This window comes from Candidatus Pantoea formicae, from assembly GCF_011752625.1.
Taxonomy (GTDB): domain Bacteria; phylum Pseudomonadota; class Gammaproteobacteria; order Enterobacterales; family Enterobacteriaceae; genus Pantoea; species Pantoea formicae.
In genome coordinates this window covers 606,317-619,931 of record NZ_VWXD01000001.1, presented here as the reverse complement: position 1 = coordinate 619,931, position 13,615 = coordinate 606,317, and the positions used below count along the sequence as shown (strand labels likewise).

General features: G+C 53.8%; 13 protein-coding genes. 5 read left to right on the top strand and 8 right to left on the bottom strand.

Annotated elements, in window-relative coordinates; all coding sequences use genetic code 11:
* Positions 1 to 130 precede the first annotated feature (130 nt).
* Positions 131 to 769: a leucine efflux protein LeuE gene (gene leuE, locus F3J38_RS03175; protein WP_167135006.1), complete on the bottom strand. Its 639-nt coding sequence runs from the start codon at positions 767 to 769 to the stop codon at positions 131 to 133.
* 220 nt (positions 770 to 989) lie between these two features.
* Here leuE and F3J38_RS03170 point away from each other — a divergent pair, with 220 nt between their 5' ends.
* Both F3J38_RS03170 and F3J38_RS03165 read left to right on the top strand, forming a co-directional pair.
* Positions 990 to 2,060, top strand: coding sequence for an ABC transporter substrate-binding protein (locus tag F3J38_RS03170; RefSeq protein ID WP_167135004.1), 1,071 nt, complete (start codon positions 990 to 992; stop codon positions 2,058 to 2,060).
* Positions 2,029 to 2,742 (top strand): molybdate ABC transporter substrate-binding protein, encoded by a 714-nt coding sequence (locus tag F3J38_RS03165; protein WP_167135002.1) that lies wholly within the window; start codon positions 2,029 to 2,031, stop codon positions 2,740 to 2,742. Before F3J38_RS03170 ends, F3J38_RS03165 begins: the two co-directional genes overlap by 32 nt.
* On the opposite strand, the gene F3J38_RS03160 is transcribed toward F3J38_RS03165, so the two are convergent.
* Positions 2,739 to 3,527 carry a sulfite exporter TauE/SafE family protein gene (locus F3J38_RS03160; RefSeq protein ID WP_167135575.1) on the bottom strand — a complete coding sequence of 263 codons (789 nt, stop codon included), beginning with the start codon at positions 3,525 to 3,527 and terminating at the stop codon, positions 2,739 to 2,741. The genes F3J38_RS03165 and F3J38_RS03160 overlap by 4 nt on opposite strands.
* 108 nt (positions 3,528 to 3,635) lie before the next feature.
* Between F3J38_RS03160 and F3J38_RS03155 the strand changes: the two genes are divergently transcribed.
* Entirely contained in the window at positions 3,636 to 4,403 is a 768-nt protein-coding gene (locus F3J38_RS03155) for an AraC family transcriptional regulator (protein ID WP_167135000.1), read from the top strand.
* On the opposite strand, the gene F3J38_RS03150 is transcribed toward F3J38_RS03155, so the two are convergent.
* Positions 4,388 to 5,728 carry an HdeD family acid-resistance protein gene (locus tag F3J38_RS03150; protein WP_167134998.1) on the bottom strand — a complete coding sequence of 447 codons (1,341 nt, stop codon included), beginning with the start codon at positions 5,726 to 5,728 and terminating at the stop codon, positions 4,388 to 4,390. The genes F3J38_RS03155 and F3J38_RS03150 overlap by 16 nt on opposite strands.
* A 316-nt stretch (positions 5,729 to 6,044) precedes the next feature.
* A complete protein-coding gene (locus F3J38_RS03145; protein ID WP_167134997.1) occupies positions 6,045 to 6,932 on the bottom strand; it encodes a LysR substrate-binding domain-containing protein in 888 nt (295 codons plus the stop codon).
* Positions 6,933 to 7,023: 91 nt separating this feature from the next.
* On the opposite strand from F3J38_RS03145, the gene F3J38_RS03140 reads away from it, so the two are divergent.
* Positions 7,024 to 7,998 carry an AEC family transporter gene (locus F3J38_RS03140; RefSeq protein WP_167134995.1) on the top strand — a complete coding sequence of 325 codons (975 nt, stop codon included), beginning with the start codon at positions 7,024 to 7,026 and terminating at the stop codon, positions 7,996 to 7,998.
* On the opposite strand, the gene pdxR is transcribed toward F3J38_RS03140, so the two are convergent.
* Positions 7,964 to 9,397: a MocR-like pyridoxine biosynthesis transcription factor PdxR gene (gene pdxR / locus F3J38_RS03135; protein ID WP_167134993.1), complete on the bottom strand. Its 1,434-nt coding sequence runs from the start codon at positions 9,395 to 9,397 to the stop codon at positions 7,964 to 7,966. The two genes, F3J38_RS03140 and pdxR, sit on opposite strands and share 35 nt — an antisense overlap.
* A gap of 132 nt (positions 9,398 to 9,529) precedes the next feature.
* Here pdxR and F3J38_RS03130 point away from each other — a divergent pair, with 132 nt between their 5' ends.
* The gene (locus tag F3J38_RS03130) at positions 9,530 to 10,741 is read left to right on the top strand and encodes an MFS transporter (protein ID WP_167134991.1); all 1,212 of its coding nucleotides are present in this window, start codon (positions 9,530 to 9,532) and stop codon (positions 10,739 to 10,741) included.
* Here F3J38_RS03130 and F3J38_RS03125 read toward each other — a convergent pair whose 3' ends face one another.
* The 3 genes from F3J38_RS03125 to F3J38_RS03115 form a co-directional block, all read right to left on the bottom strand.
* A complete protein-coding gene (locus F3J38_RS03125) occupies positions 10,742 to 11,881 on the bottom strand; it encodes a dienelactone hydrolase family protein (RefSeq protein WP_167134989.1) in 1,140 nt (379 codons plus the stop codon). It lies immediately after the preceding gene.
* A 64-nt stretch (positions 11,882 to 11,945) separates the two neighbouring features.
* A complete protein-coding gene (locus F3J38_RS03120) occupies positions 11,946 to 12,629 on the bottom strand; it encodes an O-methyltransferase (protein ID WP_167134987.1) in 684 nt (227 codons plus the stop codon).
* 60 nt (positions 12,630 to 12,689) lie between these two features.
* A complete protein-coding gene (locus tag F3J38_RS03115; protein WP_167134985.1) occupies positions 12,690 to 13,577 on the bottom strand; it encodes a LysR family transcriptional regulator in 888 nt (295 codons plus the stop codon).
* Between the last annotated feature and the right edge of the window lie 38 nt (positions 13,578 to 13,615).

Here is a 13,615-nt window from a genome sequence, read left to right as displayed (position 1 = left end):
AAGCGATATTCTAGGCTCCCCCGTTTCTCTGTGTATAGCTATACGGATGTATAACTATCCTTTCGGAAAAGCATGCGTGGATGGCAATGAATCAGTTGGCGCGCCAGTAAGCGCGCCGGAATCATTAAAATTAGCTCTGCGCACTGACCAGACGTACTGCAAAACCAAAGAACAGCATACCTGTCAACATATTCGCCAGTTTCACCAGCCGCGTGCGATTTTTCAGGAAACGCACCATCACGCTTCCCGCCAGCAACAGTACGGTGTAGTAACTTAGGCTGATCATCTGAATCATGGAACCCAGTACCGCAAAAGCGGGTGCCGTATGGGAGACGGCAGGATCGATAAACTGAATAAAGAACGACACATAAAACAGAATCGATTTTGGATTGGTAATCCCCAGCAGAATAGCGCGTAGGAAGTAGTTCTCTTCTTTAACGGGCACTGTGGGTTCACTGGCACCACGCTTACGGAAAGCCGCCAGGATAATTTTTGCCCCAAGATAGAGCAGGAACATTGCGCCCATGTATTTCACAATCATGAAGATATGTGGACTGGTGCGAATCAGGGTCGCCACGCCTGCCCAAGCGAGAAGAATCAGAAAAATATCGCCTAGCAGCACACCCGCAATCGCACGGGTTGCCGCTTTCGCTCCGCGACTCATACCGGTACGCAGCACATACAGACTATTTGGGCCAGGTAAGAGAATAATCACCAGCGCGCCCGCCAGAAACGTCCATAAATTAATAATACCGACTTCGTGCAGCATAACGACATTCACTCCACAGCCATGCCGGCTAAACAGCCAGATGGCGATTGTTATTGATTTGACAGGTGATAAGCAGCAGCGGATCGCACTACTTATGGCGCAATATCTTAGCAGATGCTCCTGAGCACTGTCGCAAACAACCTGTAGTTTATTGAATCCGTCATATCCAGCCACTCTCAAGCGCTATATAATCCGCTGCATTACGCTTCAGGGAACCCCTATGAACACCACATTGAATCGCCTTGTTCTTGCCGGCTTGCTCACTTTTACCTCCATGCACAGCTACGCCAGCCGTGTTGTCACCGATCAGATTGGCCGTGAAGTCACGATTCCCGATCAGGTTGATCGTGTGGTGGTGCTCCAGCATCAAACACTGAATTTAATGGTGCAGTTAAATGCGACCGATAAAGTCGTTGGGATCCTCGCTAACTGGAAACAACAGTTAGGCGATGGCTACGCACAGCTGGTGCCTGAATTGACGCATAAGGCCATGCTCGGTGACCTAACCCACGTTGATTTAGAAAAACTGGTGACGCTGCATCCGCAGGTGGTGTTTGTGACCAACTATGCGCCAAAAGAGATGATCGATCAGATCTCTGCGCTGGGTATTCCAGTCTTGGCGATTTCGTTGCGCCATGACGATGCCGGCCAGCAAGGGAAAATTAACCCGAGCATGCAGAATGAAGATCAGGCTTACGATCTTGGCATAAAAGAAGGTATCACGCTGATTGGTGAAGTGGTCAATAAGCAGCAACAGGCTAAAGATCTTATCGCCGCCGCTTTTGCCGGACGTAAGCTGGTCAGTGACCGACTGAAAGATATCCCAGAGCAGCAACGTGTTCGTGCCTATATGGCGAACCCCGATCTCACCACCTACGGCGCCGGCAAATATACCGGTCTGATGATGGCACACGCTGGCGCACTCAATGTCGCCGCCGCCACAATTCAAGGCTTTAAGCAGGTCAGCATGGAACAGGTGGTGGCATGGGATCCGCAGGTGATTTTTGTACAGGATCGTTATCCGCAGGTGGTACAGGAGATTAACCAAGACCCACGTTGGCGCACCATTGCCGCTGTAAAAAATCATCAGGTATGGTTTATGCCCGAATATGCTAAAGCCTGGGGTTATCCGATGCCGGAAGCCATCGGTTTGGGTGAATTATGGATGGCGAAGAAACTTTATCCGGAAAAATTCCGCGACATCGATATGCAGCAGCAGGCTGACCGCTGGTATCAACGTTTTTATCGGACTTCCTATCATGACAACACTGCAAATACTGGCAGCCGGTAGTCTGCGTGGCGTGTGGCCACAACTGATTGCGGAATTCAGCGCGCAATCAGGCTTGAGGGTGGAGACTCAATATGGTCCTGCCGGGTTATTACGCCAGCGTATTGAACAAGGTGAAGCGTGCGATTTATTCGCCTCTGCCAACTTGTTGCACCCACAAACACTGTTGCAACATGGGCGCGCGCAAAATATTGGGCGCTTTACGGCAAACACGCTGTGTTTAACCGTCAAACGTGACGTTGTCACCGAAGGCGATGATTGGCTATCATTGTTGCTTCGCGCTGATTTGCGCTTAGCCACTTCAACGCCACTTTGCGATCCGTCGGGTGATTATACCTGGCAACTGTTTGACAACATCGAACAGCACCATCGTGGTTGTGGCGACCTTCTGCGACAAAAAGCGCGTCCGTTGGTGGGAGGTCCAGACAGTCTTGCCGTTCCCACCGGCGAGCTGGCCGCGCAATGGTTAATCGACAACGACCATGCGGAACTGTTTATTGGCTATACCAGCTACGCGCCACGACTGGCTCACTGTTCACAGTTGCAAGTATTGATCATCCCAGCCGCTTACAATGTAACCGCCGAGTATGGCTGGGCGACACTCTCCTCAAGCGCCCAGCCGCTAGCGGCCTTCCTTATGTCAGACACCGCGCAAGGCATATTACGACAGCACGGTTTTGTTTAAACCACCATGGCCAGCAACACAATACACAGCAGCAGGACATAAATGCGCGCATGCCATACATCAGGGACTGCGGGAAGGTAGCGCCGGGTAAACAGGATGCCGAGCCAGCCTGCACCTACCAGAAGTGCAAGACTCTTCAAACTGATAAAACCCAAAAAACCATTCATCGGAATCTGCTGCCAGCCGCTGATGGCGTAGGTCACGCTGCCGCACAGCGCCACCGGCAGTGAAAGCGGATTTGCCGCACTGACGCTTTCCTGCATCGTAAAACCATGGCGCCGCAAAAGTGGCACTGTCATGACGCTGCCTCCTACGCCCAGCAACGCCGCAACGGTGCCTATGATTATTCCACCGCCACTTACGGTTCTGAGCAATAAGGGGCGCGTCGTGGTGCCAGTGAAAAAACCTCTTCGCAGCAGGCAATCGCCAATCGTCATAACCATATAAAGGATAAACAGCGTGCGAACCACACCATCACCCAGTAATCCCGCCAGCCAGGATCCCAGCACGGCCCCCAGTGCAATAAACCACAACAACGGAAACAGCACTTGTGTGGGCAACTTGCCTGCTCGCCAGTTTTGCCAGCTTGCCCATCCCGCATTAAAGATCATAACGGCTGTCGATGTCGCGACCGCAATGTGCATGGCTTGAGAGGCAACATTTGGCTGGCGTAACAGCAATTGATAGACAAAGGGTACCACTACAAAACCGCCCCCGAAGCCAAAAAGGACCGTGGTGATGCCAGTGGTGAAGCCTGCTAAAGTGATAATAACGATATCGTTCAATGGCCTATCCCAATCAGTGAAGAGATTACGCAGCATACGTTCTCCGCGCCCTGCTTCCCATTTGCGCAGCGCTCAATTACCCTTGCAAACCGGTCAATGGGAGGAAAAGTGCGTAACGTTCGAATAGAGGATGTTGATCATTTGGATCGCGATGTGATCGCGCTGGGTAACGACTATCCGCTGGGCTTTGTGTTACCCGCTCATCAACATCGTCGTGCACAGCTGTTGTATGGCATCAGTGGATTGATGCACGTCTCCACGCGGGAAGGTGAATGGGTAGTTCCGCCTCAGCACGCGGTATGGATCCCACCTGAAACAATACACAGAGTGAAGTTTGCGGGTGTTTCGACGCGCAGCCTGTACATCGAACCTGCACTTGCCGCCACCTTGCGTGAGGGAGAGCGTTGCCGGGTGATCAGTGTGTCCCCCCTGCTGCGACAACTGCTGATGGGCGCGGTGGACCTGCCTGCACTCTACGAAAGTGAGCGAGATCGCGCGTTAATCACATTAATGCAGCTTGAACTTGCCCTGATGTCTGTTCGCGAGTTTGATATCCCTCTGCCACAGCATCCGGCGCTGCTGGCACAGTGTCAGGCATTTCTGCTGTCGCCCTCGATACACGACCCTGCTGAACGCTGGTCAAGTACCTTATTTATGAGTGCCAGTACCTTCCGTCGTCACTTTCTGCAGCAAACCGGCATGTCCTTTTCCACTTGGCGTCAGCGCGCTTGTGTGGTGAGCGCACTGGCTCTGCTAGTGGCAGGAAAATCGGTAAATGAAGTCGCCCTTTCGCTTGGCTATGATAGCGGCTCTTCATTCGCGACGATGTTCCGTCGCGTCACTGGCCAGCCGCCCTCATTTTATCGCCACGCATAACGCAACAAATGACGCACCGCCACACCGACTTCAAGTTTCAACCGCTGGGCGGCTTTCTGGTAGCGACTTTCGCGCTCCGTGGCGGCCAGTACGCGACGCAGTAGCAGGCAGTAATCCATCACCAGACCCGGCGTCCACGTCATCCCCTCTGCCCGACTGCGCACTAAGCTTAACAACCAAAAATCAGGATTGAGCAGCACCCAAAATCCTTTTAAACCGCGCTGGCCGAGCAACCCTTCGGTCGCCACGTCTACCGCTTGCATCACGCTGGTTGAGCAGTTGCGTGATGTGAGGTTATATCGGGTATGAGAGGCGTTACTCCGCCAGTAGTTTCGCAATGCAGCCTGGTTATAGTGTGGTAACGCCAGACGTTTATCGGGCCGGCACCAGGCTTTGATCTCTTTTTCCAGCGAGGAGCGATAAAAGCCTTCGACGTCATATTCCTCTTTAGCTCGCAGCGTTTGCAGAAAACCGCGAAAACTGCGCGAGACATCATCAACGGGATACAGACTGATATAGAGTTCGTCGCCCATTTCCAGTGAGGTATGCCCAGTTGAAACCTCACCCCGATGGTCAATCGCCGCTACCCAACGGTCAAACCACGGGCGACGTCCTGACACATTGCCAGAACCGATCGGCGTCCAGATATAGATATTCAACGGCTCACTCACCGGTGCCGCGTTCAGAGGAGGATGCAGGTAATCCAACCCGTGTGGCGCACGCAGTCCCTTACGGGTAAACAAAGGCAGCGCCGTGACACTGGAATTTTCCGGCAACGCATGAATTTGCGCAGCCATCATCAGCAGATTGATCCCCCAGCCCACCAACAGTAGAGTAAAGCACAGCGGCACAATGACATGCGGTGATAACGGCCAGGCAGTGGCAATCAGGATACTAAACATAATTTCCGCGCAGCCCAACGTCAGCTTGGACGTCCAGCGACGACAGCGCATCAGGCTACACGAGATAATGCGGAAACCACCATCTAACAAAAAGATGGCAGCGAAAGCCAGCGACATGCACAGGCCGCTGTCATGCGGTGCGAGGAAAACCACGCCCCCGAATAACATCAGCACCGCTGACTTTGCCAGCAGAGGCCATCCGATACCCGCAGGCTGGTAAATCGCCCCGACTGCTTCAGCCAAACCTTCCACCACCATAAACATGCCAAGGACATGCAGCGGGAAGGATAAACTTCCATGTTGCAGCAAATCCATTACGATTCCGCCACTGGCTGCCACACACAGCAGACCCAGTGCCGTCAGATAGGGCCAACCGGCTCTCAATGCCGGGCCACCCATCAACAGAAATAATAATCGCAGCAAAGGAACTCTCCAGCGGATAGCGCAACGTTCAGTACGTTCTGTAGACGCGGGTCAACAACAGGAGTTCTGTTGTATCGCTGCAATCCTGAGTTCGTTTACTGATGGTTGTAACTGTGAGGGCACTCTACGTGGCGAAGATTAAAATTGGCTTAATGGTTAAGTAAAGATTGGTTTATTTTTTAACCCGTTGATTGATGAATTTTTGGCGATTTCAGGCTGAAAATGCACGATAGCGTAAAAATATGTGCTAATTAACCACTTGAAAAACAAAGTCAAAAAACATCAACCCCAGAATATTATGCGGCTGGCGCACTTTTTACTCTGGATGATGACGCTGAATCAGTAGTTTTAAAAAACTCTCCAGGCAAGGATTGCGGTTGTCGCTGCTCCATGCAACGGCCAGATTAACCTGCGGCGCATCGGCTAAGGGTTTAAATACGATGCCATCCATTTTCAGCTGTTGTACTGAAGCAGGCACCAGCGCCACGTAGCTCGCATCGTTCACCAGGCTCAACATGGTGTGCTGTAAACGCACCTGAAGACTGACCATGGGTTCAAAACCATGGGCACGGCAATAATCCATGATCACCGCCGTCAGTCGGCTGCCTGCACTGGCGGCGGTCATGACAAAGGGATCATTGCGCAGATCTTCAATTTGTAATTTGCGGCTTTTCGCTTTGGGATGCGTGCGCGACATGGCCACACACAAGGGTTCGGTGAGTACGGTCAGCGTTTGCATGCCCACGCGTGAAGATCCTTCAACCAAAACCGCCAAATCCACTTCTCCAGCCAGCACTTTGTCGGGCAGATCTTCAGTGACGGCTTCTTCCAGCTCCAACGCGATGTTGGGATAATGATGACGGATCAGGCGCACATATTCAGGAATGACACTGTGTGCTGAATACATGGTGAAACCCACGCGCAGTGAACCGGATTTACCCAGCGCAGTCTCACGCGCGAGGCTTTGCGCCTGTTGCAGTGATTCGAGGATTTTGCGCGCATCGCGGTAAAAGCTTTCACCTGCTGGCGTGAGCATCAATTGCCGGGTATTGCGTTCCACCAGCAGAGTGCCGACGGCTTTCTCAAGCGCAGCGATATGGCGGCTGAGTGACGGTTGCGACAGATGTAAACGTTCCGCGGCACGATGGAAGTTTTTCACTTCGGCTAGCGCGATAAAGTAACGCAGCGGCTTAATATCCAGCATGATTCATTTTTCGCATCAATCCCGGTCAGATTTGCTATTGGATCTGCATCAGGAAACTCTTTACAGTCCTCCAGCTTAACGGGAGGACCTGATGATCGCTACATTTCTGATTCTTTTGCCGGTGTTCGGCTTGATAGTGGCAGGCTATGCCTGCCGTATGTTTGGGGTGCTGGGACCCACTGCTGCGACAGAACTGAATAAATTCGTGGTGTGGCTGGCGCTGCCCGCGCTGTTGTTTGACATCATGGCGCATACGCCGTGGCACACCATTTATCAGCCTGGCTTCTTCTGGGCATTTGCGCTCTCCTGCGCGGCAGCGTTTGTGATTGTGTTTGCGTTTCAAAAACTCAAGGGTAAATCCACCGCCGATGCCAGTGTAGATGGTGTTGCCGCCGCCTATCCCAATACCGGCTACCTTGGCTTCCCACTGTTGCTGCTGATTTTTGGTAAAAGCAGCCTGATTCCCACTACCACCGCCACCATTGTGGTTGCCTGCATCCTGTTTGCGATTGCCATCGCCATGATCGAGATCGGTTTGCAGAGTGAGCGTGAGTTTCATCGACTGGCGATAAAAGTGCTGCGCGCTATTTTCAAAAACCCGCTGATCATCTCACCGCTGCTGGGTGCGGCCTGCTCCAGCGCAGGTCTTACGATGCCAGGCAGCGTCGAGACATTTCTCAAGTTACTCGGCGGCGCCGCCAGCCCTTGCGCGTTAGTCTGTTTAGGGGTGTTCCTCGCCAGCCGCCAGAAAGCCAAGGCAACCGAACTGCCCACCAGCGCGAAAATGAGCTTGCCTACAGTGGGATTGGTGGTTATCGCCAAACTGGTGTTGCAACCACTGCTGACCTGGATACTGGCTGCGTGGTTATTCCATCTACCAGACGACCTGACCAAAATGGCGATTCTGCTGGCTGCACTGCCAACCGGTACAGGGCCGTTTATGCTGGCCGAATATTATCGCCGCGATGCGCAGATCACTTCAGGTGCAATATTGATTTCAACGGTGCTCTCGATTGTCACCTTGGTTGCCATCATGCATGTGATGCAGGTGACGCCAGTAGCTTAGCCAATAGCCTAGCCGACACCTCAATGTGCGCCAGCGTCAATGCGGCATAACCAATCATCACAGCAGGCGGCAGCTTGATGCTGCGGCAAAACAGCGATAAGGGCTGCAACTGCAACCCTTGCTCTGCCGCCTGCTGACAAAATGCCGCTTCATCGCGATCCGCTGGCAACCACAGCACCAGATGCAACCCCGCTTCATGGCCGCTGACGCGATATTTTCCATTGGCATGCTGCGTCAGAAGCGCCAACAGTCGATTACGTCGCTGGGCATAAGCCTGACGTGCGGTGCGCAAATGTCGCGCAAAGGCTCCGCTACGCATAAACTCAGCTAACGCCAGCTGTTCATGTAATGCCACTGCGCGTCCATGAATGGCTGCCACTTCATTTAAGCGTTCAAGTTGAGCGCCCCTGGCGACTAAAAACCCCACACGTAATTCCGCTGAGAGCGTCTTATTAAAGCTCCCGCAATACAGGGTTTGCGCACTGTTATCATGTGACATCAGGGCGGGGAGCGGCGAACCGCTATAGCTGAACTCACTGTCATAATCATCTTCGATGATTAATGCACCCTGCTGCTGCGCCCAATCAATCACCGCCAGTCGCTTGGTTATCGACATCACACAGCCCAAGGGTGATTGATGTGACGGTGTCACATAAAGAGCACGAACTTGCTGCGCTTTAGACAGCGCCTCAAGATCTATCCCCTGTTCGGTTATCGCAATATCAATCAGTTTCGCCTCAGCGAGTGCAAAAATGTCACGACCAAATGGGTAACCGGGGTCTTCCATCGCGACATTGTCGCCCGGTCGCAAAAAGGCACGGCTGATTAATGCCAGCGCATGACGGATGCCCGTGGTGATGATCACCTGTTGCGGTTCACAAACAATGTTGCGATGCTCGCGCAGATACTGCGCAATCTGCTGTTTGAGAGGCAAAAAACCCGTCACCTGATTGCTTTCCGACGTGATTTCTCCCGCCTTGTTGATACAGCGCAACATATGGCGAGCCCAGTCTTGCAACGGGAATAGCGCCGGATCGGGCAAACGCGCAACAAAAGGCTGGCCGCTTTTCACGTGGCTTTCATGATGCCGCAATGGTGTTGCAGCGGGTGGCGGCATCAGCGGTAAAACAGGTTGAACCTTAAGATAGCTATCCGGAAGTTCGGCGCTCACGAATGTGCCCGCCCCTTGACGCCGCGTCAGGTAGCCTTCAGCGCACAAGCGTTCATACACCCCTTCCAGCGTACCGCGTGAGACGGCCCAGCGAGAGGCCAACGTGCGCGTTGAGGGCACTTGGGTTCCTACTCGCAGCAAGCCCTGGAGTATGGCATCACGCAACGCGGCATAAACAATCTCCTGTTTACTGCGGTCATCAGTGGGATGCACCAGTTCTGCGGGCATAGGTAAATCAAGCGCAACAGCCGTTCGGCCCTGAGTCAAAGTGGTCTACTCAATATGATGATTTTTGGTTCTTCTGATTTGACCAGAAAAACGTAATCTGCTCAATCAAACGGGGTTTGGTAAGGATAAGAAGTGCGCAAAATAGAGACCAGCCAGCAGCAATTAACGCTGGCGTTAGTATCGGCAGTTGTGGTGCCCCAATTGGGGATGGGCATGATTGTGCCTGCGCTGCCCGAACTGGCAACATCGTTAAGGCTCTCAACGTCGTTGGCACAGGACACATTAATTGTCTACATGGTGGGTTATGCGATTTCGGTTTTGCTGGCGGGATGGCTTGCCGATCGCTTTGGCCCAAGACGTGTGCAGATCGGCGGCCTCATCCTGGCAGTCCTCGGTGCATGTCTCGCTACGCAGGCGCACAATATACTGCTGTTGATGGTGGCGCGCTTTATTCAGGCGGTAGGCGGATGCGCAGGCACGGTCACCGCACGTTTAATCGTCAGTCGCGAATACGTACCACAGCGACGTATGCCGATACTGACCACGCTTTCATCAGCGATTGCCATCACACCGTGCCTGGCACCTTTGGCTGGCAGTGCACTGCTACCGCTGGTGGGATGGCGCGGCATATTTGGGATGATGGCGCTGCTGACGCTGATGATCCTGGTGTTTTTTACTTTCGCCAGCCGCCGCCTCGCTGCCGCCCCGCCAAATGCAGTGCCACTCCATCGGCTGGGCACTATTTATCGGCGCAATCTGCGTTTGCCTCTTTTCCGCCTCTACGCGTTATCGATCTGCTTTGCCTGGATGGCATGGTTTGTATTTGTCTCCTGCTCATCAGGCCCCATGCAGCAACAACTCGGACTGACGCCGCAGCAGTACGCCGCCCTGTTGAGCGCGTCCGCTATCGGCTATGTGGCCGGCAGTATGCTGGCCCGGCGTATGGCGATTCGCCGTGATATCGACCTGATTATTCAATGGGCAGCAGGTATTGGCGCTTTGGGTGGGGGGTTATTAGTGGCCCTCAACCTGATGCTGACGCCAACGTCTCTGACGCTGATGGCACCGATGTTGATTATTCTGCTGTCAGTGGGCATGGTTATCCCCGCGACGCAGGCAGGATTATTGCGCAGCGTGACGGAGGATACGGGTGCTTCATCTGGGCTGTTTTTCTTTTTACAGATGATGGCGGGTGCAGCCTGGGCAGCGATCAGTAATCTGTGGCAGCCAATGTCAGTGACCTTGCTGGCTATCCTGATTGCGATACCCGCATTGCTGCTGCCATTCCTGTTTCACCGCGTACATACGCGCCTTCGCGTAGAGGAAAAAGGTCTGCAAGGGTAATCAATGATTGGCCACAAGGTCGTCTCCGGCGGCGTACAGCGTACAAGCCGCCTCGCCTTTTTCGCGATATTGCTGGCAAAACGCCAATGCTCGACGATTGGCTTCTTGTTGGTCACGCGCCCAAGCAGAACGCCCCCATACGCCTTGGCCGTTGGTCGCAAATGCCTTCTCATAACCACGGTCGGCGAGATAATGTTTGAATACCTGCCGATCAGAAACGTTTAGCCCAGGTGGGTCTGGCAGGTGGGGTTCGGGCAATGCGCTGATAGCGTTAACAGGAAGATCATTGCTTTGCAGGAAGGTCGAAATGCGGCTCCACCAGAAGGACTCCGATGCGGAAATCAGCAGGTCGTGCCCATCATGATCGAATGCGGGCAGATTGATCAGCTCGCCACGTCCTCCGGCATGACGATAAGCGGCGAACATCTGCTGACCGAGCTGAGATGGGAAAGACCGGTCATTGGCAGTGTAGATCCACAGCGTGGGGATACGCGCTTTCTCGCCATAAGATGTGAGCACACTCATTAGCGCCTTCTTGTCACACACCAAACCATTATGAATTGCGCCGCGCCCACCGGAAAAGCTGATGATAGCCTGCACGCCGGGCGGATTGAGGGCGCTCGCGGCGATAACGCTAAACCCGCCAGACGATTGTCCCACCAGTACCGCTTGGTCATGGGATGCCCAGGCATATTGCCGAATTGCCGTTAACGCCGCGAGGATATCCTCGCGGGCCATTTTACCGGCTCGGGCATGCCTGGGCTGGTCGCAACTGTTCCCCTGATAATCAGTATGACCGCTGGAATGACCATAACCCTGGCGCAGTACCACCACAGCAGCATAACCGTGGCGTGCAAAACTTAGCGCTGCGGCAGCATATCGATTGGGGGTGAGTTGATCGCGGTCACTGTGTTCAGTGCCATCGGTGCCATGCGTGATTAAGGCAATCGGAAAATGACCGGGTAGGTTCGGTCGGGTGACGAAGGCATCAAGGGTTGCCGTTTGCCCGTCGGGCAAAACCACGCTTAGCACTAAGGGTTCGCGGATAAGCCCCGCAGGTTGCGAAAATTCTGCCGCCTGCAATGCTGTGGCAACCAGGCTCCCCATCACGACAAAAACATAACTGATCCAACGACGCATCGGTTAACACTCCCTTATTAACGCTCCGTGATATTTTCCGCTGAATACTAACACCTATTTTCGCTTATAAACTCTTCACCACCGCCATAATCAGGCCATCCCAGCCCTTCTCACCGACGGTTTGCAGCGCCGTAGCGTCTAACCGGGCATCGTCACTGATCATCTGAACAAATTCACGCAGACCACGCACGTTGGCATCATGGCTGTCGGCATCCACCACTGCACCGCCGCGTACCACGTTGTCTGCGATGATCACCGTGCCAATGCGCGCCAGCTTTAACGCCCATTGGAGATAGTGCGGATTGTTCACTTTATCTGCATCAATAAAGATAAGGTCAAAAGGTGCCGCCAGCATCGGTAGCGTATCTAACGCCGCGCCTACAAGCACTTCCGCGCGATCCTGTACACGCGCCAGCGCCAGATTATGGCGGGCGACTTCAGCATGATGCGGGTTGAACTCAAGGCTAATAATTTGACCCTGCTCGGGTAAAGCACGCGCCATCCAGATGGTGCTGTACCCCCCGAGGGTGCCGATCTCCAGTACACGTTTAGCACCGGTTAAAGTCACCATTAACGCCAACATTTTACCCTGTAGCGCGGACACATCATGTACCGGCAACCCCTGCGCGGCGTTGTGAGCCAGAGCGGCTTTCAATGCCACATCTTCCGCCGCCAGCGCATCAGCAAAGTAGTGATCGACCTGTGCCCACTGTTCGGCATGTTGTGAAGGATAATCTGGGGTGCGCATGTTGTCTCTCCTTGAGTATTAGCTTAATAGAGGAATAGCACACCTGTGTGACGCTCAGGTTTAACCCGCTGACTCGCTCAACTTTTGCTGTACCGCGTCCAGAAATAACCGTAATGCAGCAGGCTGACGCTCGCGCGACATGTATAAACCATAAATGCCCAACGTTTTTGGCGCAAAGTCAGGGAGTACACACCGCAATTGTCCGCTGGTAATCCCTACCCGAGCCTCCATCTCCGGCACCATCGCCAGCCCACATCCGGCAATCGCTGCGTCACATAATACGGATGATATTCCGGCGCTAAAATTGCCGCTGACTTCTACTGTTACCGCCTCGCCATGCGCATCCTTAAACTGCCAACGCTGCCCGGCAAAGCGGCTGTAGTGCAGGCAATTATGTTGTGCCAGCTGCTGGGGCGTCGTGGGGGTGCCGTGCTCTCGTAAGTATTCCGGGGAGGCGCAGACCACCGAAACACATTCACCCAAACGGCGTGCAATGGCGCCAGGTTCAGGGTCATTGGTGATGCGTACCGCCACGTCAATACGCTCACCAACTAAACTCACCGGTTGGTTATTGATCTCCAGCTCAATGCGTACCGCGGGATAACGCGCCAGAAAGGCCGGGATCATCGGGCCGAGAATGTGCGTTGCCGTAGAATGCGCGCAAGCGATACGCAGCGTGCCCTGCGGTTCGCCCGGTTCGCCCTGCCCGCTAATCTCCTCCGCTAACCGCGCTAGTAAGCGCGTCTTTTCAAGGATTTTCTCTCCTGCAGGCGTAATGGTGAGGCGACGGGAGGAACGGTGCAGTAAGCGTGTGCCTGCCCACTTCTCCATCTCATCCAAGTACCGACTGACCATCGGACGAGAGATATCCAGCGCACGTGCCGCTGCGCTCAAACTGCCAAGTTCGCAAATGCGATTAAACACGGTTGCTGCTGTCACTCTGTCCATCTGACTCCATCTGATCGTTTTATGAAACTGACCATCTC

Bases quoted from the DNA above. Each gene is read 5' to 3' on its own strand.
- F3J38_RS03115 (WP_167134985.1), bottom strand. From the start codon at position 13,577: ATGGACAGAGTGACAGCAGCAACCGTGTTTAATCGCATTTGCGAACTT.
- pdxR (WP_167134993.1), bottom strand. From the start codon at position 9,397: ATGCCCGCAGAACTGGTGCATCCCACTGATGACCGCAGTAAACAGGAG.
- F3J38_RS03170 (WP_167135004.1), top strand. From the start codon at position 990: ATGAACACCACATTGAATCGCCTTGTTCTTGCCGGCTTGCTCACTTTT.
- F3J38_RS03125 (WP_167134989.1), bottom strand. From the start codon at position 11,881: ATGCGTCGTTGGATCAGTTATGTTTTTGTCGTGATGGGGAGCCTGGTT.
- leuE (WP_167135006.1), bottom strand. From the start codon at position 769: ATGCTGCACGAAGTCGGTATTATTAATTTATGGACGTTTCTGGCGGGC.
- F3J38_RS03120 (WP_167134987.1), bottom strand. From the start codon at position 12,629: ATGCGCACCCCAGATTATCCTTCACAACATGCCGAACAGTGGGCACAG.
- F3J38_RS03145 (WP_167134997.1), bottom strand. From the start codon at position 6,932: ATGCTGGATATTAAGCCGCTGCGTTACTTTATCGCGCTAGCCGAAGTG.
- F3J38_RS03140 (WP_167134995.1), top strand. From the start codon at position 7,024: ATGATCGCTACATTTCTGATTCTTTTGCCGGTGTTCGGCTTGATAGTG.
- F3J38_RS03165 (WP_167135002.1), top strand. From the start codon at position 2,029: ATGACAACACTGCAAATACTGGCAGCCGGTAGTCTGCGTGGCGTGTGG.